17 protein-coding genes are annotated in these 21295 nt (G+C 36.1%); 9 read left to right on the top strand and 8 right to left on the bottom strand.

The window, feature by feature from the left end; genetic code table 11:
- The 3 genes from EDF66_RS13020 to EDF66_RS13010 form a co-directional block, all read right to left on the bottom strand.
- Positions 1-3480, bottom strand: a complete 3480-nt coding sequence (locus tag EDF66_RS13020; RefSeq protein WP_243656044.1) for a TonB-dependent receptor — start codon at positions 3478-3480, stop codon at positions 1-3.
- 210 nt (positions 3481-3690) lie between these two features.
- On the bottom strand, positions 3691-4887 hold the full coding sequence (locus EDF66_RS13015) for a FecR family protein (protein ID WP_132843133.1): 1197 nt from the start codon (positions 4885-4887) through the stop codon (positions 3691-3693).
- Positions 4888-4937: 50 nt separating this feature from the next.
- Positions 4938-5567, bottom strand: a complete 630-nt coding sequence (locus EDF66_RS13010) for an RNA polymerase sigma factor (RefSeq protein ID WP_132843131.1) — start codon at positions 5565-5567, stop codon at positions 4938-4940.
- Positions 5568-5911: 344 nt separating this feature from the next.
- On the opposite strand from EDF66_RS13010, the gene EDF66_RS13005 reads away from it, so the two are divergent.
- From EDF66_RS13005 to EDF66_RS12970, 8 genes are all read left to right on the top strand, one after another.
- Positions 5912-6118, top strand: a complete 207-nt coding sequence (locus EDF66_RS13005; RefSeq protein ID WP_132843129.1) for a hypothetical protein — start codon at positions 5912-5914, stop codon at positions 6116-6118.
- 75 nt (positions 6119-6193) lie between these two features.
- Positions 6194-7435, top strand: a complete 1242-nt coding sequence (locus EDF66_RS13000; protein WP_132843128.1) for a GTP-binding protein — start codon at positions 6194-6196, stop codon at positions 7433-7435.
- Between the two features lie 302 nt (positions 7436-7737).
- Positions 7738-8712, top strand: coding sequence for a GlxA family transcriptional regulator (locus EDF66_RS12995; RefSeq protein WP_132843126.1), 975 nt, complete (start codon positions 7738-7740; stop codon positions 8710-8712).
- A gap of 21 nt (positions 8713-8733) precedes the next feature.
- On the top strand, positions 8734-9366 hold the full coding sequence (locus EDF66_RS12990) for a DJ-1/PfpI family protein (RefSeq protein ID WP_132843125.1): 633 nt from the start codon (positions 8734-8736) through the stop codon (positions 9364-9366).
- 377 nt (positions 9367-9743) lie between these two features.
- Positions 9744-10481, top strand: a complete 738-nt coding sequence (locus tag EDF66_RS12985) for a type II CAAX prenyl endopeptidase Rce1 family protein (RefSeq protein ID WP_132843124.1) — start codon at positions 9744-9746, stop codon at positions 10479-10481.
- A 149-nt stretch (positions 10482-10630) separates the two neighbouring features.
- On the top strand, positions 10631-11809 hold the full coding sequence (locus EDF66_RS12980) for a sensor histidine kinase (protein WP_183915409.1): 1179 nt from the start codon (positions 10631-10633) through the stop codon (positions 11807-11809).
- Positions 11802-12509 carry a LytR/AlgR family response regulator transcription factor gene (locus EDF66_RS12975; RefSeq protein WP_132843123.1) on the top strand — a complete coding sequence of 236 codons (708 nt, stop codon included), beginning with the start codon at positions 11802-11804 and terminating at the stop codon, positions 12507-12509. The genes EDF66_RS12980 and EDF66_RS12975 overlap by 8 nt, the downstream gene beginning before the upstream one ends.
- Positions 12510-12542: 33 nt before the next feature.
- A complete protein-coding gene (locus EDF66_RS12970; RefSeq protein WP_132843122.1) occupies positions 12543-13058 on the top strand; it encodes an STM3941 family protein in 516 nt (171 codons plus the stop codon).
- Between the two features lie 20 nt (positions 13059-13078).
- Here EDF66_RS12970 and EDF66_RS12965 read toward each other — a convergent pair whose 3' ends face one another.
- From EDF66_RS12965 to EDF66_RS12955, 3 genes are all read right to left on the bottom strand, one after another.
- Complete coding sequence (locus EDF66_RS12965) at positions 13079-15751, bottom strand: carboxypeptidase-like regulatory domain-containing protein (RefSeq protein ID WP_132843120.1); 2673 nt, start codon at positions 15749-15751, stop codon at positions 13079-13081.
- A gap of 1 nt (position 15752) precedes the next feature.
- The gene (locus tag EDF66_RS12960; protein ID WP_132843118.1) at positions 15753-16628 is read right to left on the bottom strand and encodes a GLPGLI family protein; all 876 of its coding nucleotides are present in this window, start codon (positions 16626-16628) and stop codon (positions 15753-15755) included.
- Between the two features lie 84 nt (positions 16629-16712).
- Positions 16713-17594 (bottom strand): GLPGLI family protein, encoded by an 882-nt coding sequence (locus tag EDF66_RS12955; RefSeq protein ID WP_132843116.1) that lies wholly within the window; start codon positions 17592-17594, stop codon positions 16713-16715.
- 543 nt (positions 17595-18137) lie between these two features.
- Between EDF66_RS12955 and EDF66_RS12950 the strand changes: the two genes are divergently transcribed.
- Positions 18138-18920, top strand: a complete 783-nt coding sequence (locus EDF66_RS12950; RefSeq protein WP_021191549.1) for a patatin-like phospholipase family protein — start codon at positions 18138-18140, stop codon at positions 18918-18920.
- Positions 18921-18929: 9 nt separating this feature from the next.
- Here EDF66_RS12950 and EDF66_RS12945 read toward each other — a convergent pair whose 3' ends face one another.
- Both EDF66_RS12945 and EDF66_RS12940 read right to left on the bottom strand, forming a co-directional pair.
- Positions 18930-20129 carry a hypothetical protein gene (locus tag EDF66_RS12945; protein ID WP_132843114.1) on the bottom strand — a complete coding sequence of 400 codons (1200 nt, stop codon included), beginning with the start codon at positions 20127-20129 and terminating at the stop codon, positions 18930-18932.
- Between the two features lie 268 nt (positions 20130-20397).
- Positions 20398-21189, bottom strand: coding sequence for a hypothetical protein (locus EDF66_RS12940; protein WP_132843113.1), 792 nt, complete (start codon positions 21187-21189; stop codon positions 20398-20400).
- Positions 21190-21295 lie beyond the last annotated feature (106 nt).

The following is a 21295-nucleotide window of genomic DNA, read 5'->3' as shown; positions in this document are numbered from 1 at the left end:
CTACAATAAATTATAAGTAAAGCCCACCATGATTTCAGCACCACGTTTATAACTACGGTTGATGTACTCATTACCGTACCATTTGCCTCCCGTCTGCGGATTAGCATACACCGTTTTAATGGCCGGGTTCATGATATTTTTGGCATAGCCCTTAAAGAGAATTCTTTTGTTAATCCGTTGACTAAATACAAAGTCCAAATAAGGAACTGGCTGTGTATAAAGATCTGGCTCGCCTGTTAAATTGATTTGGACCAATCGTTCTCCGACCATATTAAAGGTCATCGTTAAATCTGTTCCTGATTGATCATTATCATAATTTAACCAAGCGTTTATTGAATAGGGAGCTTGCTCAAACAACGGACTATTTTTTGGTGAATGCCGATCCAACGAACGATTTGCTTCATAGCGCGCTGCTGATTTCTGGATTTTACTCTGAGCAAGCATTAGGTTTGAGCCTAAGAAAAAATTACGCAAAGGATCGATCAAAGTTCCCAAGTTTTTAACCACTTCAAACTCGACTCCCCAGACTTTACCAATATTGACATCATTCTGGAACTGTATAGTCGGAAATTCAGGATAAGTTGCTGCCAATCCTTGGGTTTCAAGATTAAACACCTTGACCAACTGATTTTCGATGCGCTTACCAAAAGCCGAAACGGCAATAACCTCACCTTTCGCAGGAAACCACTCCCATCTAAAATCTGCATTTTGTGTATATTGATTTTTCAGATTTGGATTTCCAACGACTAACCCCATTTGAAAAGCGTCAAATTCAAAAACATTCGTGATCTCACGCAGTTCTGGTCTAGCCAAAGTGGTGTTGACAGCGCCTCTGAAATTCATGTTATCGTTTAATGTAAACGTCGCATTCAACGAATAAAAAGGTTTATAACCCGTTTTATAGACGGAATTAGGATCAATCGGATTAAGCGGAATAGGCGCTTCTCCATTGGCGCCTGTTGTTAATGAAGGGTCCAAAAAAACGCCAGCTGTATCGACTGTAGAGCCAATATTGGTCATTTCAAATCGAACACCCCCTGCCATACGGAACCTATCTGTCAATTTCAGATCAAGCATACCATATAAGGCATTCGTTTCAAAATAACCAGTATAATTATTGGGTGATTTTTGACTGTTATATAAAAATCCACCGATAGGCATCATACCTTCACCCTGACCTGCTGTCGGTATCTTCACCCCAATGATCTCATTACTGACAAGACGATTCAGATTACCCTCAACATCATAAAGCGGTATTGCTTTATTAGCGGTAAAATTCGACCCTGGTAAGAACAGCTGGTTTTCTGTAAAATCCCGATCTCGGAACAAATAGTTTACCCCTGTTTTGAACTCTTGCTTCTGTCCTAATAAACGGAACGGAATGCTGATATCAGCTTTGTAATTATAATTCTGTTCTGTCAGATTTCGCCATCTCCTACCATTCGGTTCCGCCTGCATAATACCATATGTACCAAATCCATTCACATAACCCGAAGTCAGCGCATACAGATGTTTACTATAAACCTCTTCTGTTGCACCATTATTTGCACCAACGACCGGTCTACTATAATAGCCCCCATCACGTGGTATATAATCAGCTAAACTTGCGAAACGAAAATCGGGATCATTCTGTTTAGATTTTGAGCTCGCCACATTGTAACTTAAACGAGGTGAAAGATCTCCTTTTAAGAACTTATGCTCGCCTTGTAAATTGAAAGTATTCAAGTTTCTGAAAGTCTGTTTTAGCGAATAAGTTGTGCTTTTCACTTCTCCTGGTAAACCCGTATACTCATATCTGCCGGCAAGATGGGTTGATTTGGTTTCACCACCCCAACTCCCGAGATATTGCATACTAATTTCATGCTGTGGATTGAATCGGTAAGTTAAACCCGCCAGAGTTCCATAATTCAGAGTCTCCGTACCTGTATTCTCCTTATAAGTCTGATATTTACCCATATACAAACTATTAGGTGTAATATAATTTGGAATATTACGAACACTGTACACGTCCGGATTACCGGTCACCACCCCTTGATAGATACTATATTGCGTCAAGTCCCCCCCGCTTATATCGGTCGTTCTTCTGTAATAATTACCCCCTAAAATAACACCCAGCTTATGCCTTTTATTGAACAAGTCATAACTGTTTCCAAATGTTGCCGAATACAGCTGGTTCAATGGCGCTTTTTTATAAGTACTCGTCATCACAGGATCAAAGCCCTGCATGATCCCATTAATTCTTCCAACCTCCTGATAAGCATCGTTGCTGTAATTACTGTTGGCAATCATATTATGGATCGATGATAAACCTGCGGGATATTCTTTCGCCAGATTTAAGAAATCAGTCGACAGATTTTTATTATTAATCTTTGTGCCCAAAAAGCCCATGTCACTATTCCATAAACTATTGTACTTCCCTCCCATTCCGATATTAGCATTTAGACCCGTCTGTGCAATCACTTCAAAAGTCATCCGATCAGGTACAGACTTTGTTTTCAATTCTACAATTCCAGAAGCAGCATCTGCAGGTTTATCAGGTGTCACCGTTTTATAGATGGTGATATTATCCAGCAAAGAAGCAGGAACTAAATCTAAAGGAATAGAACTGCGATCTGGATCGGATGATGCCAAACGTACTCCGTTCAGCTGTCCAATAACCGACCGGTCACCGAGACCACGTACCGCAACATATTTATCGTCTGTAACCGTTACTCCGGTAACCCTTTGCAAAGCTTGAGTCGTTGTAATACTTCCTGTACGTTCTATTAATTCTGCTGAAATAGCATCTTGCACAATGGACGCGCGTTTACGCTCTTCCAAAACAGCAACTTCAGTATTTGCCTTACGTCTTGCCTGTACCCGTACTTCAACTTCATCTAATGCTGTTGAGGCAGAACGCAGTTGAACAATAAGGTTACGCTCAGCAACATTAATAGAAACCTCCTTAGATTGATAGCCCAATAAGGTGAATACAAACACCTGTACACTTTTTGGAACTACAATAGTAAAATTACCTGAAGCATCGGTGGTCGCTCCCAATTGAAGACCCTTTATCCGAATAGTCACACCTGCAAGAGCAGCTTTATTATTCACATCTTGGACCCGTCCGGTGATGGTAAATTGCTGTTGCTCGGGCTTGGATTTGGTTCCACCATCGGCAGGAACGTCGGTCACAACCACTAACTTATTTTTAATGACATAGCGAAAAGGCAGTTCAGAAAAACAAGCCATTAAGGCCTGTTCAATCGAAGCATCCTTCAGATTAATCGAAATTGGTTTGGTCTTTTTAAATAATTCAGTGTCATAAAAAAAGTCATACTGACTTTGTTTTCTGAACTCCTGCAAAATGGATGGTATGTTGCTATTTTGTTTATTCAGTGTAATGCGTTGTCCAAAAGTAGACGCACTGACCTGAACCAACAAGCAAGTCATTAACATCATGGTGATTTTCATAACACGCATGCATTGATAAAAATTCATATGTATTTATTGTCCTTTAACAAGACTATATAGCATATTCATGACGGGTGTTTACCCAATCCAAATGAATATTTTATATATTTGTTGTCGTTAATATTAATTGATGATTTTGTTCGCACAACGTTATCGATCAGCTTAACATACATGCCAGAGGTGTTACGAGCACCTTTGGCCTTTTTTTGTTCAAGCAGATCAAGTATTATAATGGTATTAGTCGGTCACAATAATCCTCCTTTCTGTCAATTTCAATTTTGCTTTCCCTGTTATTTCAACCATATCCATAATGGCGGTTAAAGGTTGAGAACGGGATACAATTCCATCAAATTTGAGTTTTCCTAAATGTGGTGGACATACGATATCGACATCGTACCAACGCGAAACTTTACGCAGTATACTTGCTAGCGACTCACTTTTAAAAACAAAATCTCCAGCTGTCCACGATACCTGTTGCTCGACATCTGCGTCTCCCACAACAAAGTGTTTATCTAAGAAAGACTGCTGTCCGGGCCGCAATAGAATCGATTCACCATTTAAAGAAGAAGTTACACGCACACTTCCCTCAAGCAGTGTGGTTACTATTCCAGGTTCATCGAGATATGAATTCACATTAAAATGCGTACCCAAAACCTGTATCTCCTGATGTGCTGTTTCAACATAAAAAGGGATGCTCTCCATCCGGCCATGCTGACGCTTTTCCATCTTGGCAATTTCAAAATACACCTCACCGGTCATTTTTACTCTCCGCTCATTATTTTCAAAATGTATTGGATAATGTAAAGACGATGCGGCATTCAACCAAGCCTTAGAACCATCGGGCAATGTGAGCCGGTAATGCCCTCCTTTAGGTGTCGCAATCGTATTAGATGCACTCTTGTTATTGGATTCCGATCCGGAAACACGGTAAATAAGCTGACCACTTTTTGTTTTCTCCACAAGGACACCGCCTTCTAAGGCCAATGTTCCGACGGCAACTTCATCTAATGAAATCGTAGAACCATCTGCCAGAGTCAATAGGGCTTTATCTTCTCCCGGTATCACTAAACTTTGCGTATTGTTATCAGGCTTAGACAGGAAAGATTGACGAAAAATCAAGTAAGAGATGGAACAGATGAGCAGTAGTGAAGCTGCGATCTTTAGCCATGAGGAAATTCGAAAACCCGGATCCAGTTTCTTATTTTTTTTAGCGATCCGCTCCTTAAGTCGAAGATAATTATCTTCAGAAGTCGTAACGGTAGCATGATAAGCCAGCGCCTGTACGATACGCTTCTGTTCTTCAACTTCTTTACGATACTGCGGACGATCCTGAAGCCAATTCTCCCATTTGGCAACATCATGAGCAGGGTATCCTTTACAATAGTTAATGAAGCTCTCATCTGCTAATAATGCTTTCAGATTCAGTTCTTCCATGTTTTATTTTTCTTCATTTGATCAATAGAGCATGGAGTAAGCTTTTTTCACTACTGATTTCCTAAAAAAAATAAAAAAAATGTTGAAAGGGCGCCAATGGCTATTTTAAGGAAAGTTTCTTGTTCTTCAGTCAACAGATTTCGTAATTTATCAACAGATTTATAGATGGTGTTGTAGACCGTATTGATCGAAATACCATTTGCAACAGCGATCTCATGATAGGATAATCCAAGGTAAAATTTCTGATAAATCAACAAGCGTTGCTTCTCGCCAAGCTCATCTACTTTTTCTTTTACAAAGCGACCGACCTCATCTTCCGTATAACGCTGTATAAATCCATCTTCAACAGAAGGTACCTCACAGTTTTCTAATAAAGTAGCCATGGTAGGTATCATTTCGTATTTTTTTGCGTCACCACGGAATAGCTGGCGCAAAAATATGGTAATAATGTAATTATGCTGATTCTGTATCGCACTGCTTTTTATCCTATTTTCCCATAAATAAAGAAAGACATCGTTAATGGCATCTTGAATAATATCAATAGCAAAACCACGTTTGGTGCCGACATAGCTTAGGTAATGGTGATAGTATTCGTAAATCTGATAAAACGCTTCTTCACATTCTTCGATAACAAATTTATTCCAGTGTTCTTTCAGGTCGTGGCGTTTTATAAGAGGCATAAATTCAAAATAATACGGTTAACTATTCCTTACAAAGAAATAGAACGCATATTAACAGAGCATTAATTATAAATAACCAAATCATGTCATCTCTAAGAGCAGCATAAAAACAAGCAAGCAACAAACATCACATACCTTGCCTGTATCGCCCCATCGACAATATTTGCCCCCCTTACTTAAAACAATAGATCATTTGAATCAACATGCATTTTTTTAATAATATTGGGTTTGTACCAGATTTATTTCTTCACTTTTTATAATTATATCAAATGCAACTTAATTGCATTTGATATAATTATTTCCTACATTTGTTTCTGTATAACAATTCAGAAAACAGATTATATATGATACCTCAAACATTTGAACAATGGAAAACCTGTTTGGTAAATGATTGCAAGGTCAGTCTTACCAAAGAATTTGCAACCAGGAGACTTGCTGTTTATCATGATCTAGATAAACCCGAAACGAAAAAATTCATCCGCTTGTATGGTTTTCAACATTATCAAAATATCATTGGCTGGTTTACAAAAATAGTTGAAGGCTCGATTTAAGTTAAAATTAACAAGGCTATACAATTGAATACTTCTACTCATAATGCTCATCTAAAACGCTAAAGAATTAACTACATGCAGACAGAAACATCCTTATTAAATCCTGATGTAAGCATCGGCAAGAAACTTCCGGTCACCGTATTAAGCGGTTTCCTTGGTGCTGGAAAAACAACCTTACTTAACCATATTTTGCAGAACAAAGAGGGCTTAAAAGTTGCAGTTATCGTCAACGATATGAGCGAAGTGAATGTCGATGCACGATTGGTTGAAAATCAAAACACGCTATCGCGTACAGAAGAAAAATTAGTAGAAATGAGCAACGGTTGCATTTGCTGTACGCTCCGTGAAGATCTCATGGTTGAGGTTGAAAAACTTGCGAATGAAGGACGATTTGATTATTTATTGATTGAAAGTACGGGTATCAGTGAACCTATTCCGGTAGCGCAGACTTTTTCCTATGTTGATGAAGAACATGGTATAGACTTGTCTCGTTTCAGCTACATCGACACCATGGTTACCGTCGTGGACTGCTTTAATTTTTTCAAGGACTTTGGAACAAATGAACTGCTACAGGACCGAAATCTAACGGATATGGAGGGGGACGACCGAACCATTGTCAACCTGCTTACCGATCAGATCGAATTTGCCAATGTCATCATCCTGAATAAAACAGATTTGGTGGATGCTGGAACAGTTGGTATTTTAAAGGCTGCGATACACAAATTAAATCCAGGAGCAAATATTATCAGTTCTGTTTTTGGAAAGGTAAGTCCAAAAGCAATATTAAACACCTACCTGTTTGATTTTGATGAAGCCCAGACTTCGGCGGGATGGCAAAAGGAGTTGGAGTCGGAGCATCATGTTCCTGAAACTGAAGAATACGGGATTAGTTCGTTCGTATTCAGAAATCAAAGACCTTTTCATCCTGAACGGTTTTGGCATTACTTAAACCATAACTATCCCGCAGGTATTATACGTGCCAAAGGTCTTTTTTGGCTAGCTTCTCGTCGGGATGAAGCTTTAAATTTTTCTCAGGCAGGCGGATCTTCACGCCTAGAAACAGCTGGCGTGTGGTGGAGCAGCATGTCTTACTTTGAACGCATACAGTTTGAAAGTTATGTGGCCAACAAAGACTATATTGAAAGTCGCTGGAGTAAACAATGGGGCGACAGGATAAATGAACTTGTCTTTATCGGACAAGACATAAACGAAAAAAAAGTAATGCTGGATCTGGAAAAATGCTTACTCCAAGAAGATGAGTTTTATCTGTTTGATAAAAACATCCTATTCGAAGATCCTTTTCCAACAAATATATAAAGTGGAGAAGATCAGTGAAAGAATAAAATAGCATGGTGCATACTTATGCTACCATGCTATTTTATTATCATCAGACTTCAACATGCAGATACTCCTTTCATCAAAATTGACCTGATAACAGGTTTTATTTTAAAAAATTTACATCCTGAGCGGATCAAAATAATGAAGTAACCATTCAAGTATATCCAGATGCTTTAAATAAATTATCAAAAAAATGGCATGATAACACAGCATATTGTCATTGATGATCCTGTTACGATCGAGTACCTTTGTCCTAATCAATATGCAAATTACGTTGAGACATGGATAAGAAAAATATTGCCATTTTGATATTACCAGATGTACAATTATTGGATGTAGCAGGACCTACTGATGTCTTTCATACGGCCAATGAGATTTTAAAAAAAGTAGGTTATGGCGCACCCTATCAGCTTCATTACCTGTCGGCATTAAAATCTGAAACTGTCACATCAAATTCAGGTATCAAGCTCCAATGCGACGCAAGTATTTTCAATATAACAACACCTATAGATACCTTGATCATTGCGGGCACGCACCCCAATTTATTTGAAAATCTTGATGAAACGGTCTATACATGGCTCAAGCAAATATATCCGCAGGTAAATCGCCTAGCTTCGATCTGCGTCGGCACATTTCTAATGGCCAAAAGCGGTCTGCTGAAAAATAAAACAGTGACCACACACTGGAAATATGCAGGCCTGCTTAAAAGTATGTATCCTGAAATTCATGTTGACGCCCGATCTATTTTTTTAAAGGATGGCAATATCTATAGCTCTGGCGGGATCACTTCTGGAATCAACTTGGCATTACATTTAGTTGAAGAAGATGTGGGGCGGGACATAACCATACAGGTGGCCAAACATCTGGTATTTGGAGTACATCGACTCTCGGATCAATCACTTTTTTCTGAAGAATTACCTGCTGTTGAAAATATGAGTGAACTTGTTCAAAAAGTTTATCACTATGCTAATGCACGTATTGAAGAAACATTAAATCTTGAACAATTAGCATCCGCAGTAAACATGAGTCCCCGTAATTTTTCACGGGTTTTTAAAAAAGAAACTTCTTTTCCGCCTGGACAATTTATCGAAAAAATACGTTTAGAAAAAGCAAAACAACTACTTGCTTACACTGCTGACACCTTAACGATTATCAGTGTTCAATGCGGCTATGATCAGGTCAGCTCCTTAAACAAGCTGTTTTATAAATACTATAAAATTAGTGCAATACAGTATCGAAAAACATTTCAACATTAATTCATAAATACCTTTTCAAAAATGGAGATCAACAAAGATAAAACCATCAAAAACATTGCATTTTTTGTTTTTGACCAAGTAGAAGTATTAGATCTAAACGGACCTTTAGATGTATTTGTAAAAGCAAATATAATAATACCAAACAGCTTTAATTGTTATACTGTTGCCTTGGATACTACGCCTATATTTGCAGAATCCAATACCATGCAAATTATTCCTAAATATACAATTGATAATTGTCCACAAGCAGATCTGATTATCGTACCTGGAGCATTTCCTGAAACAGTTATCAAATTATTTAAAGACGAGCATTTTGAATCCCGATTCACAGCATGGATTACAGCTCAGGCACAACGTGATACTGTAATTGCCAGTATTTGTACAGGTGCGCTATTACTTTCGAATACTAAGCTTTTAGATGGAAAATCTATTACCAGTCATTTTATGATGACAGATCTGTTACAAGAACTAAATCCGGACAGTCAAGTTGTAACAGGGCCTCGATATATTGATCAGGGTGACTTATTAACTACTGCAGGCATCACAGCAGGTATAGATGCAGCCTTATATATGGTGACAGATATCCTTGGTCAGGATGTGGCTCAACAGATTATTGAAATTTTTGAGTATAAAGCAGAATTGCAAATTCATTAAGCTCACCTACCTGGATAATCGTATCGTATAAGATTGAAAAACAGTCTTTACATGATCACTTCACCTATCCATTCTTTCTTACATCAAGTAAAATGACAGCAATTAAAGGATCGATCAATCCATTTAAACGCATACCCTTTGGATTTTACTTTCAGTTTTTGAAGAGCTAGTTAGGTTATTTTAAAAATCACTTCATGCGACATGAAGTGATTTTACCCATTACTAACTTTTTTGATCGTGCTTTAAACCATTGATCAGCGTTGTATGCAATTCCTTTATCGATCAAAAAACACCTTCCATCGGCTGATTCCACCTTTTCATCGGTAGAAATTTCATCGAATGCTGCATTCACATATTTTTAAGAAAAATTAAAAGATATGTCACTATTCACACCGCTTATTTGGATCTCTTTGATGCTACCGTTAATGGCTATTGCTTTTGCCAAAACGAAAAAAGTAAATACAAAATTTTTAATCCTTTTTATCGTCTATTTTTTAGCGGATTGTTATATCCAACATTTTAGCAGACAATATTTTAGCCTTGATTCGATCGGCCTTAAATTTTCATGGATCGGTAAAATATTGAGTTTATTCTTATCGCTGACCATCATTTTCTCGGTAAGCAAAACCCATCGTGAGCAGATCGGATTCACCTTGAAAAGTAATGCAAAGAAACAGGTGAAATTCGGTATATCCATATTCCTTGGATTCTTACTTTTTGATTTGATTTTCAAATTTATCTTATTCCCTAAAGGAGGTCATTTTGATCTTGAGACATTCGCTTTCCAGGCTACAATGCCAGGCTTAACCGAAGAATTAGTTTTTAGAGGCATTTGCTTTTGGCTTCTTGATCAAGCTTTTACTCCCCAATGGAATATCAAAGGCATCTCATTTGGCTGGGGATTTATTATCGTGACCCTGCTATTCAGTGTTGCACATGGCCTTGTGTTAACGGAAGATCATCAACTCAAATTTGATATCATAACCATCATCTACCTCACGCTGATATCTTCGTTAAGTCTTGGCTTGCTAAGGAAATTTACAGGTAATCTGATTTATCCCATAATAGGCCACAATATGGTCAATGTATTGAATGCACTGATACGAATATTATAGTGGAACATATGCTGAAATAGGGCAATAGGTGAATCATGAATCTGCTAATAAGCGATCGTAAACACCATAAGCAATTCTCTTTTTATATGAAAAGTAATCCTATAACTCGTTCAAAAAACTATATTTGGTTGATCATTTAAACAAACATCATGTCGCAGGATACGAGAATTTTATCTAGTTATTTAACAAGTAAAATAGCTGAATTTGATTTTGATAGTTTATACAGCAAAACCAGTCGAATTTTACTTCATGTCTGCATGTGGTTCACTTTTTCGATCTTATTGCTGTTGAGCTACATACTTGCATATAAACTCTCTTTTTTTAATGCTACCATCCTAACCATTAGGATGACAAGCGTTAATATGCTCGTTTTCTATCTGTTCTTTTATGTGTTACTTCCCAAGATTTTATCCGGTAGCAAGAATAAGATCATTTTACTTCTAGTCATTAGTTTGCCGATATTGTTATTTATCTGGATTGCTACTACCTATTTTTTCTCCCTAATCTACCATGCGCTGGGCTTTGAAATAGAAAATGGAGAACTAAAGAATGCTATTAAGATGAGTGCCGATCAGTCGTTCATACAAGCCGTATCTGTAAAACGCATGATTTCACAAGCATTCATTGTCATTTCAATTCTATCGCCTTTCTTTTTTGTCAAAATTCTATTTGAAATTTCAAAATTATACAGTAAAACCTTAAAAATTCAAAACGAAAAAGCTTCATTAGAAATTGAGAATATCAATATTGAAAAGAATTTTTTAAAAGCACAGCTTAATCCACATTTTCTATTCAATACTTTAAATAATCTCTATGGTCTTGCAATTAAGAAAGATCCCGCTACGCCAGAGGTGATTGTAAGTCTTTCGGACATTATGAGTTATACACTTTATGAGTCTAACACGGAAAAAGTATCCTTGCAGAAAGAATTGGAATTTATAAAAAACTATGGTGAACTCGAAAAAATGCGATACCCGGTAGATAAAAAGATCCAATTTGATCTTCCTGAAGAAAGTGCATTATTAGGTTTATACATCGCTCCTCTCTTAACATTTACATGTATTGAAAATGCTTTTAAGTACGGTCTCAAAAATAATAAAGAACAGCTTATATATTTGACGATAAAAGTTAAGGATCATCATTTTTACTTTCATCTTGAGAATGATGTTGAAGACTTTGTCCCGACAAAAAACTTTGGTGGTATCGGTCTATCTAATTTACAAAAGAGACTTCAATTGTTATATCCCAATAAACACGAACTCAAAATGGAGCATTTACAAAATAAATTTATCGTCAACTTAAAAATAGATTTAGCAACTCATGGATAAATTCACCTGTATCGTCACCGATGATGAACCACTTGGTAGAGAAATTATAGAATCATTTGTAAAAGAAATACCCTTCCTTACGCTTGTCGGCTCTTTTGGAGATCCTGTCGAAGCATTGCTGTATTTACAAAGTAATGCTGTTGACATCATGTTTAGCGATATCCAAATGCCGAAAATTAATGGTATGGAGTTGGTAAATGCCTTGGTCAATCCACCTGTTATTATTTTTATTACCGCACATCGTGATTTCGCATTGGATAGTTTTGATGCTGGGGTAACAGATTACTTAGTTAAGCCCGTTCGATTCGATCGCTTTTTAAAAGCAGTAAATAGAGCCAAAGAAAGTGTATTGGCCGGTAAAACTCCAAAGATACAAGAAGCAAGACCTGATCGTATATTTATAAAATCAGAAGGAAGATTAGTGAAAATATTATTACACGAAATCCTGTATATTGAATCCCAGGGAGATTATCTAAAAATCGTTGTTTACGAAAAAACATATACCACACAAGCTACGCTCAAATCCATGGAAGAAATCCTTGATAAGCAACTATTTTTTCGTATTCAGCGGTCGTTTATCCTCAACATAGAAGCTGTAAAAACAGTTACCGGAAATATGATCGAATTAACCAATGGCAAATCAATAGCGATCGCTGTAAACAAAAAGGAGGAGTTTTTCACCTTATTGGGCATCAAATAAAAAAGATAATTTTAATATTTAAAAGAGGTCCTTATGGTAGATATACAATTTAAGAAGAGCAATATTATGACAGGCATTTTCCTTTGTATTGCATTTATTGTACTATTACTTTTCATCTTTTATACCTCGTCCAATAGCTATGCCCCCATACTAATATTTTTAATATGCATAACTTTACATATTTTATATTTTCACAAGATAAAATTCTGGATCGATCATAAAAATGGCCGACCAGGATTAAGCATTGAGGAACAAGGTATATTAAATAACACCGCTGATACATCCATTTTTATTCCTTGGGAAGAAATTCAAAGTTTTGAATCTGGCTTTTTTCGTACCCAAAATCAAATCTTTATCAAAGTTAGGAACGAAAAAAAATATGACCAAGTTAAACGTACGACATACTTAACTGCTTTAAATACAATAGGTCACCTTTTTAGGTCAAAACCAGATTTACTTTGGATCGATGTTGATGTCTTAGCGATCTCAGAACAACAGCTTTTAACCTTACTGCGGTCGAGGTTGGGTAAAAATAACCGTCAAGGGTAAAACTTCCTTTAGATCAACTATTATTTAAAATTAAACACCACTTTTAAAACAGCCATCCTGCCTCGTAGTTCATACTGATTATGAGTCTGCATATTCGCCGATATGTAATAGGTTTCAAATTTCTTCACATTTGCCAAATTCGTCAAATTTAGTTCAAAATCCGTTTTCAACTTCTTGTGACGATAGCGTAAAAATGTATCAAAGAAAACATAATTAAAATCTTTCAATCCCGGTTGATGGGAATACGTATTTCTAGCACTTAAACGCAAATGAACGCTTGAAAATAGATTTACCGGTAAACTCATTTGATGTGAAGCATTAAATGTATTTCTATTTAATTCATCAGATCCACCCTTTTGTTTCGTACTTACCCAAGATAATTGTCCAGTATAAGAAAGGTTCAACTGCTTCCATATTTTAAATTCCATATTTGGCCTCAACGTATAACTTGTATTCTGAAATGGAAGTATCTCCTCATTAAATAACTGATTATAGTCCGACAAAGACCACGATGCAGCAATTTTCACCGTACTCGATAAAGCAAAAATGTATTTATCAATCCCAGCAGAAGCACTATAGGACTTCACTTCATTTTCTTGGGCGATCAGCTGTGTTTGAGTCGACTCCTCATTGATTACATTAGAAAGCATTGTACTTGATATGGATTGGTTGTAGCCCAATCCAAAATTAAAAAATAGCAGTTTTATTGTTTTACCTAACTTATAGTTTAATCCAAAATTATTGCTCCTATTTTCATTGATCCCACCACTATTAGTCGATAAAGTCCGGTAATTTCTAATCAGTAAACCTCGATACACATTTTCGATAGTTCCAAAAGTATTGCCTCTCTGATAAGAAAAACTAAGTTCATCCTCTTGGTGTACTTGCAAACGAGCTGAAAATGAAGGATTAAATAAAAGATTATTCTGGCTATTATCGATACTAAAACCGTCATCAATATAACTGGTGTGTTGCCATGATAAAGGCAAACTCAACTTTGTGGCTAGTCTATTAATACTCCATTCATAGTCTGCATTGACAGAAAACGATGAACGATTCCAGTGCATATTATTCTCCGTAGAATCAACATCTGTAGCCTTTACAATTCCTTCTTTATTGAGATCAATACCCGATTTGAGTTTTTGGTCTTCCATCATTGCCCCCAGCGTATAGTATTGTTTGATCTTTCCTTTGGGAAGCCTATATCCGATACTACCATTCGTAAAAATTGTGGGAACTTCAACATGTTGCAGTGTTTGTTCATATGATATTCCTGAAGCAAAGATATCCGGAAAAAGACCAGGAGAAAAAGCTAAGGTCTGTGGTTTATTGGCGTAATTCATATACCAATTGATCTGCACAATATCTCCATTTTTAAGTTGAGGAACCCATTCCAATTGATTAGAAAAGCCTCTAATTTTATGGTTCAAATTCCCGAAAATAGTATTTCCATTACTCCCTATTGTGGCGCGCCGATCTTCTTTTTCATATTCGAACGAGAACGTATTATTGATATAACGCTTTTCCATGTTCTTGTTCAATGACAACCGAAATGCTGCTAGCCATTCCGCTGTTTCTGTATATTGGTTTTCATCAAATACAAAATCTCCTTCTTCCGAAAAATAGCTTGTTTTTCCTTGAAAAGTGGTATTATTCTTATCATACAAGAGCTGTACATTCGACTTCAGTTGCAAACCATTTTTTATATTCAATAGATTATTTGCATTTAAAGCCACTGTATTATTCATAAAATAATTTGATTTTGCTACAGGAGGACCACCAACAGTCCCTACAGCAAGCAAATTATTTATAGGTGAATACCCCATTTGTGCAAACACGGAACTTTGATTAAATCCAGTAAAATCACCAGTCAAGTCATTACCTATATTATTTCCCTGCAGCACATTCAATACCTTATATTTTTTATTGAACAAGATCGTATTGACTTCTGCATCATATTGCTTGGGCATTCCCGCTCCCAGTTTAGCCTGACCGGTTAACTTGAGCTTAGCATCGTCTTTAATAACCAGATTTATCGCCACATTATCTGTAAAACGCTTATTTTTCAACACTTTCATATGTTCGTGGTTGGTCAGTACCTGTATATCCTTTACCATCTTATGTGGAATAGTTTTCGTGCCGATAGAGTAGCGATCATCCAGCAGATCGTCTCCATCGATATAAAACTTAGAAATAGATTTACCTTGGTACTTGATAGCACCGTTTTCTCCAACTTCAATACCCGGCATGCGTTTTAAAACCTCACCAATGCTACGATCCTCATCCTTTGCAAACGTCGAAACATCATAAGATAATGTATCCCCGATTCGACGGATCTTCGGTCTACTTTTGACTTCAACATCATCCAATAAAACAGCTTTCTGTTCAAGTTCAATCGTTTTTTTAGTACGAAGATCTGTCAATGGAATTATTTTTTTATGATACCCTAAGTGGTTGATCTCGAGATATGCTCCATCCACACCTTTCAATGTAGTTAAAGAAAAAGCCCCATTCTCATTTGTTTCTTTAAAGGTTAACAATTTATGGTTACTTGACTTCAGTACCACATGGATATAATTTAACGGTTTTCCCGACGCCTTATCTACTAATACCCCTTCAATGGCAACCTGCTGCCCAAAAACCCATGCACTACAAAGTATATAGCATATTACAGTAAGAGATCTTAATAACATATTATGGTTTTAATTCTAAAGGATTATTAGTGACCGAAGAAGGTTTATAATTATCATCATTTTTAATAGATATCGATTTAATTTTATTAGGGTCGATAGTTGAAAATGGCACGTCGCTCGTTACAAAAACTCCACTCTTTTTTACAGAGGAAGAACCACCCGATTTTGTTTGCATATACGCCTTTGGATTGGTTTTAAAAGCCTTGTACAATTTTTCTACCTCTTCAGGTGCTGATAAAATAACATCAACCGGAGCACCAATCGTAATCTGAACACTATCAGCAAGTTTATCAAAACCAGAATACTCGAACTCAACTTCACTTTTATCATCCCTGGCTTCCAAAATTAATCCTGGTAAGCCGTGTAATTTCCATGGTCCAAAAGAAAAAGGAAGATCTGTTGTAAACCAAGTTGTGTAATGTCGACCGCCAAAAGTCGTTGTCGCTTTTTGACAAGTATATCCGCCTATTACTTTAGTATCATCATGAATATCCCAGTCTTGTTTAGGATATACTGCATCCAACAAGAACTCATCGGATGCTACACGTTTCACTTCAATCATATTGGATTTAGAGGATTCTAAAAGATAAGATTCTCTTATTCCGCTAGTGGATTTCGAAACAATAACATGACCATCAAAATTTAGAGCATCCATCTGTTGCGCAGATTGTTCTTGTGTTCTAGTAGATGAATAACTTGTGTAATAGCTTGTTTGGGGACTTAAATAAGTTACGACTTCATCTCTCCGATATTTATCTCGTTGTGTTGTATCATTAACGTGTTTAAAGAGGTAGTGAACTTTCGCAATTGCCTTTTCTTGAGCCTTAACAGTGATCCCAGTTAATAACATCAATACGATGAATAGATTTCTTTTCATTTTTTTGGTCTAAAGCAGTTGAATTAAGAATAAGGCGTAACGAAGCCAAAGTATTATATTCCGATTCGAATAATTTTAGGGTTTTTAATACGATTTTAACTCGAGTGGATTATTGATCACAGAAGAGGGCTTATAATCATCATCATTCTTAATAGTCATCGATTTAATTTTTGAAGCATCCATAGCTGGAGCTGATGAACTCGCGCCACTAATGCTAACAAAAACACCAGCGCCTGTAGATCTGCGGCTAGATCTGGTTTGCATATAGGCACTGGGATTTGCCTTAAAAGCCTGCTCTAATTTCTCTACTTCATCTTTTTTAGACAAAATTGCATTTGCAGGAGTTCCAATTTTCACTTGTACATCATCAGTTAATTTATCAAAGCCAGAATATTCAAATTCCACCTCACTCTTGTCATCCCTTACCGCCAAGATCAGTCCTGGTAAGCCATGCAATTTCCAAGGTCCAAAAGAAAAAGGAATATCTGTTGTAAACCAAGCGGTGTAATGACGACCAGCAAAAGTTGTAGTTGCTTTTTGACAAGTATATCCACCAATTACTTTGGTTTCATCTTCTATATCCCAATCCTGCTTAGGATAAGTAGTCTCTAATAAAAACTCATCAGATGCAACACGTTTTACTTCTACCATCTTGGACTTCGAAGGTTCTAAAAGATAAGATTCCTTGATACCACTAGTCGATCTGGAAATCACTAAATTACCATCAAAATCCGGAGCTGATAGTATTTTTGAAGTCTGTTCTTGCATTCTAGTACTAGAATAACTGGTGTAATAACTAGCTTGTTTACCAAGGTAAGTAGCAACTTCATCACGTATATGTTTGTCTTTTTGTGTGGTATCATTAACATGCTTAAAGATGTAATGTATTTTAGCAATTGCCTTTTCTTGTGCATGAAGAGTGAGCAGGCTGAATGAAATGAATGTGGTTAATAAGATTTTCTTCATAATTTTACGATTTATTTGTAAACTTACGAAATATTCGTAATTAACAAATACTCATTAAGGAAAATCATAAAATAAATATATAAATAACTGATTCATTGATAAATAAAATCAAATCACATGTCTTCACATTTATAATTATCAATATTTAGTGATCTCCTTATAACAGTTTAATAATAATCTTTATAGCCATTTATATAGAATATATAGCGCTTAGCTCATCATCTTTGTCGTTGTACAATGAAGATCACGGACTAACCGTAGGCTTATATAACAGACATCAATGCAAAGTAAAAAATAGACTTGTCTTATTGTAGAACAGCAAGCATTATGATAACAGCTTTTTGATCGTATGATTTTATTTGCTAGTTTTATATGTCAAGATATCCTTGGCAAATGTGGAAATCAATGATAAGAGAAATTTAATAATTAAATACAGCCTGGAAAAACCTACTTAAAATCTAACAACAGACTACATTCAATAGTTAGTGAATATGGATCGTTGCTTTTTTTATTAGTATTAGGAATTCTTACAATAAAATTTAAATGATTGTAAATAACAAAATAGGAATTACGCTTTCCGGTGGTGGCTTTAGAGGAATCGCCCATTTGGGCATACTCCAATATCTTCAGGAACTGAACATACAGCTTCATGCTATTTCAGGAGCGAGTGCAGGAGCTTTGGTCGGTGCGTTTATAGCTGAAGGATACGCTCCGCTAGAGATATTGGAGTTGGTAAAACAGGAAAAATTCTTCACCTATTCCGACTTCTCCATTAGAACTGATGGCCTGTTCAGTGCAGATATTTTTGAAAAAATCATTAAAAAATATATTCCGCACGACAGCTTCGAAAGCTTGAAAATGCCCCTATATGTTGCTGTTACAGATTTAACCAATGCGGAGTCTCTTATCTTCAACCAAGGCTCACTATCTTTTGCTATTAAATCTTCATGCTGTTTTCCACTGGTATTTCAGCCGGTAGCTTATAAAAATAACCGTTACTTATGTGATGGCGGAATATTAAATAACTTTCCGGTGGAGCAGATTAAAGCAACATGCAATAAAAGTATCGGCATCAATGTGAATCCGGTCAATCGTTCCGAAGGACGACTGAACTACAAGCAGATTGTGGAACGTATTATCCGAATTACAACCTCAAACATTAAGGCTGAAGCTCCTGGCGATTGCGATATATTTATACAGCCTGAGGAAATCAATCAGTTTAAAACATTTGACACAAGTAGAGTGAATCAGATATATGAATTCGGATATAACTATGCGAAAAAATTTGAGAAAGAATTTTTAAATCTTCAGAAAGAACTCGGCTAATAGCTAGTTCTAATCATGATAAGAAATCTCGCGCTTCCATAAAAACACTTTTTCTGTTGTCGTTTCTTGATCTTTATCAATAACAACCTCTTCTCTCATCACCCAGTTCTTGTTCTGATCATATGTATAAGAATAGGTAGTTGTACTACCATAATTAGGATCTGCGGTTTTGTAAATGGAAGAGACAACATCCCCCTGTTCATTATATTGATAGGTGTAAGAAGAGTTTTGATCTCCTGAAAAAATTTTGTTCCCTTTGGCATCGTATTTATAACTGGTAATTATAGATGGAGTTTTCTGTGGCCACTCTACTTTTTTACTTTCAATAAGCACTCCGCCATTACCAAGTGTTTTATAAATTGTTTCACTTAAGACAAATTCATTCATAGCATCCTCGACACGTTCATAATTTTCTTCAATCTGTCTATGATCCTCGTACTTATAGAGCGTCCGAAAGCCTCTGCCCTCCTCGATCACTTCATCACCGTTTTTATCTAAAGAAGTATAGTATACTTTCCAAAGTTCCCCTTCGTCATTATATTCCAGTTCTTCTTCAGCTTCTTTTTGACCTGTCTCCCACCAAAAATATAATTTTAGTTTTAATTGTGCTCCACTGTAAAAGTACTCTGTAGTGAGATAAGCACTATCTTGCTTAGTCTTCTCATCTTCAAAAATAACATAAAGATGAGTCAGATTGCCATTGCTATCATATACTTTACGTTCGTTCCATCCATCGCCATAATAACGAACCGTGTCCATTTTATTATTCTCTAAGACGTAGCAAAGTTCATTTACTGACTTCAGTATAGGTTTATTCATATTCGAAAATTTACCTGTACTATAGTTTTTCAATGCCGATCTTTTCTTTTTCAAATATGTCTGATAATCTTCATGTATCACCGTATCTATAGATGGCCAAAATTGAAAGGGTTTATCATAAGACTTTTTCTCACGGGCGGCTTTAGCATTGTCAGCGATATCATTTTCTAGATCATTATTTTTTATCGGAGATGCAATCATAGGAGGCACTTCTGCAAAAATAGAATCAGTTATTTTTCCCACCACAACCGGTGGTTCAATTTGTTTCTTAATCGGTTTAAGGATCTCCTTTTTTATTGTTTTTTTCGTTTTTTTGCTTTGCGCACTTCCACTTTGAGAAATGCATATCAATAGCACAGTAGCAATAAAATAATAGTGAAGTAATTTCATTGTATATTTTTTATAAAAGTTCAATAGAGTACGTGTTAATTTCAAGATATGCTGAAGCTATATTTTGGAGGCATCTTCATTTACCATCTAATAGACCCTCTTTATGATGAGCCTTTATCGAATCGATCTGCGAGTCTTTATTACATGATTTTAATTCATTGCTAGATTCAGTTGTGACCTTATTCATTCGGTGCACTGATGAGTATATATAGTTAAGTATCATTTTACAAACAATGGCTTTTTATAAAAATACATTAAAACACTGTGGCTATTCGACAACAGCGGTATCGACCTCTTCTACTGTTTCCTCATCACCTTCCATTTCGTGTTTTGAATTTTTAACATCCTCATCTGTATATTGATAATGTTCATCAAAGGTTTTCGTCTCACGATTATAAATCAGCACATATTTTGAGTTTTTGTTTTGCTTTATTATACCATCAGTTGGTGCAGGAACAAGCTTCATATCATTCAAATATATTAGTGCGCCTTTTGCAAATCGTTTGATGGTCGGCAACTCGGAACTTAATTCTTTCCAGTACAGGAGATTACCTTGATCAGTTATAATGAAAATGGCACTACTGGCAAAATCTTGTTTTTCAAGTAGAAAAGCCATTTCTTTATCCCCTTGACCAGTAAAATTGCCATATGCAATTACTTTAGGTGCTCGATCTTTAATTTTTGTGAAAAAATATTGATTGTTATCTTCATTTTGCATGAACTTATTGTCCATAAAAATCTTTATGATAGCTCTTTGAAATGGAACAGGAATATCGTTATATTCAGGTATTGTAAAAACCGCATTTTTCCAATATGCATAATCTTCTTGACTAGCCCATCCATTTACAAAAACACTATCAGCGGGATATGCGATCTCTTCTGTATAAACTTCCTGACGCTGTTTATAAACTCCAAATTGAAAAGCAATAAAACATACTATCGCGAGTAAGGCAATGATGAGAACTACCCAAAAAATAGTTTTTTTATTTGATTTAGGTTTCGGTTCCGGCAAATTATCCGAGCTCTGAAATTGACTTGAGTTAGAATTGGTTCGATCCATCTTATTTTTGGTTGTATTTCTAGTATTCAAATTACTATTTCACTGATAACAATTTATTGGCCAAAAATAAAAATCGACAAGACTAAAACACGAAGCATTTACAATT

This window comes from Sphingobacterium sp. JUb20 (assembly GCF_004342035.1).
Lineage (GTDB): Bacteria > Bacteroidota > Bacteroidia > Sphingobacteriales > Sphingobacteriaceae > Sphingobacterium > Sphingobacterium anhuiense.
This window is presented reverse-complemented; position numbering and strand designations above follow the sequence as displayed.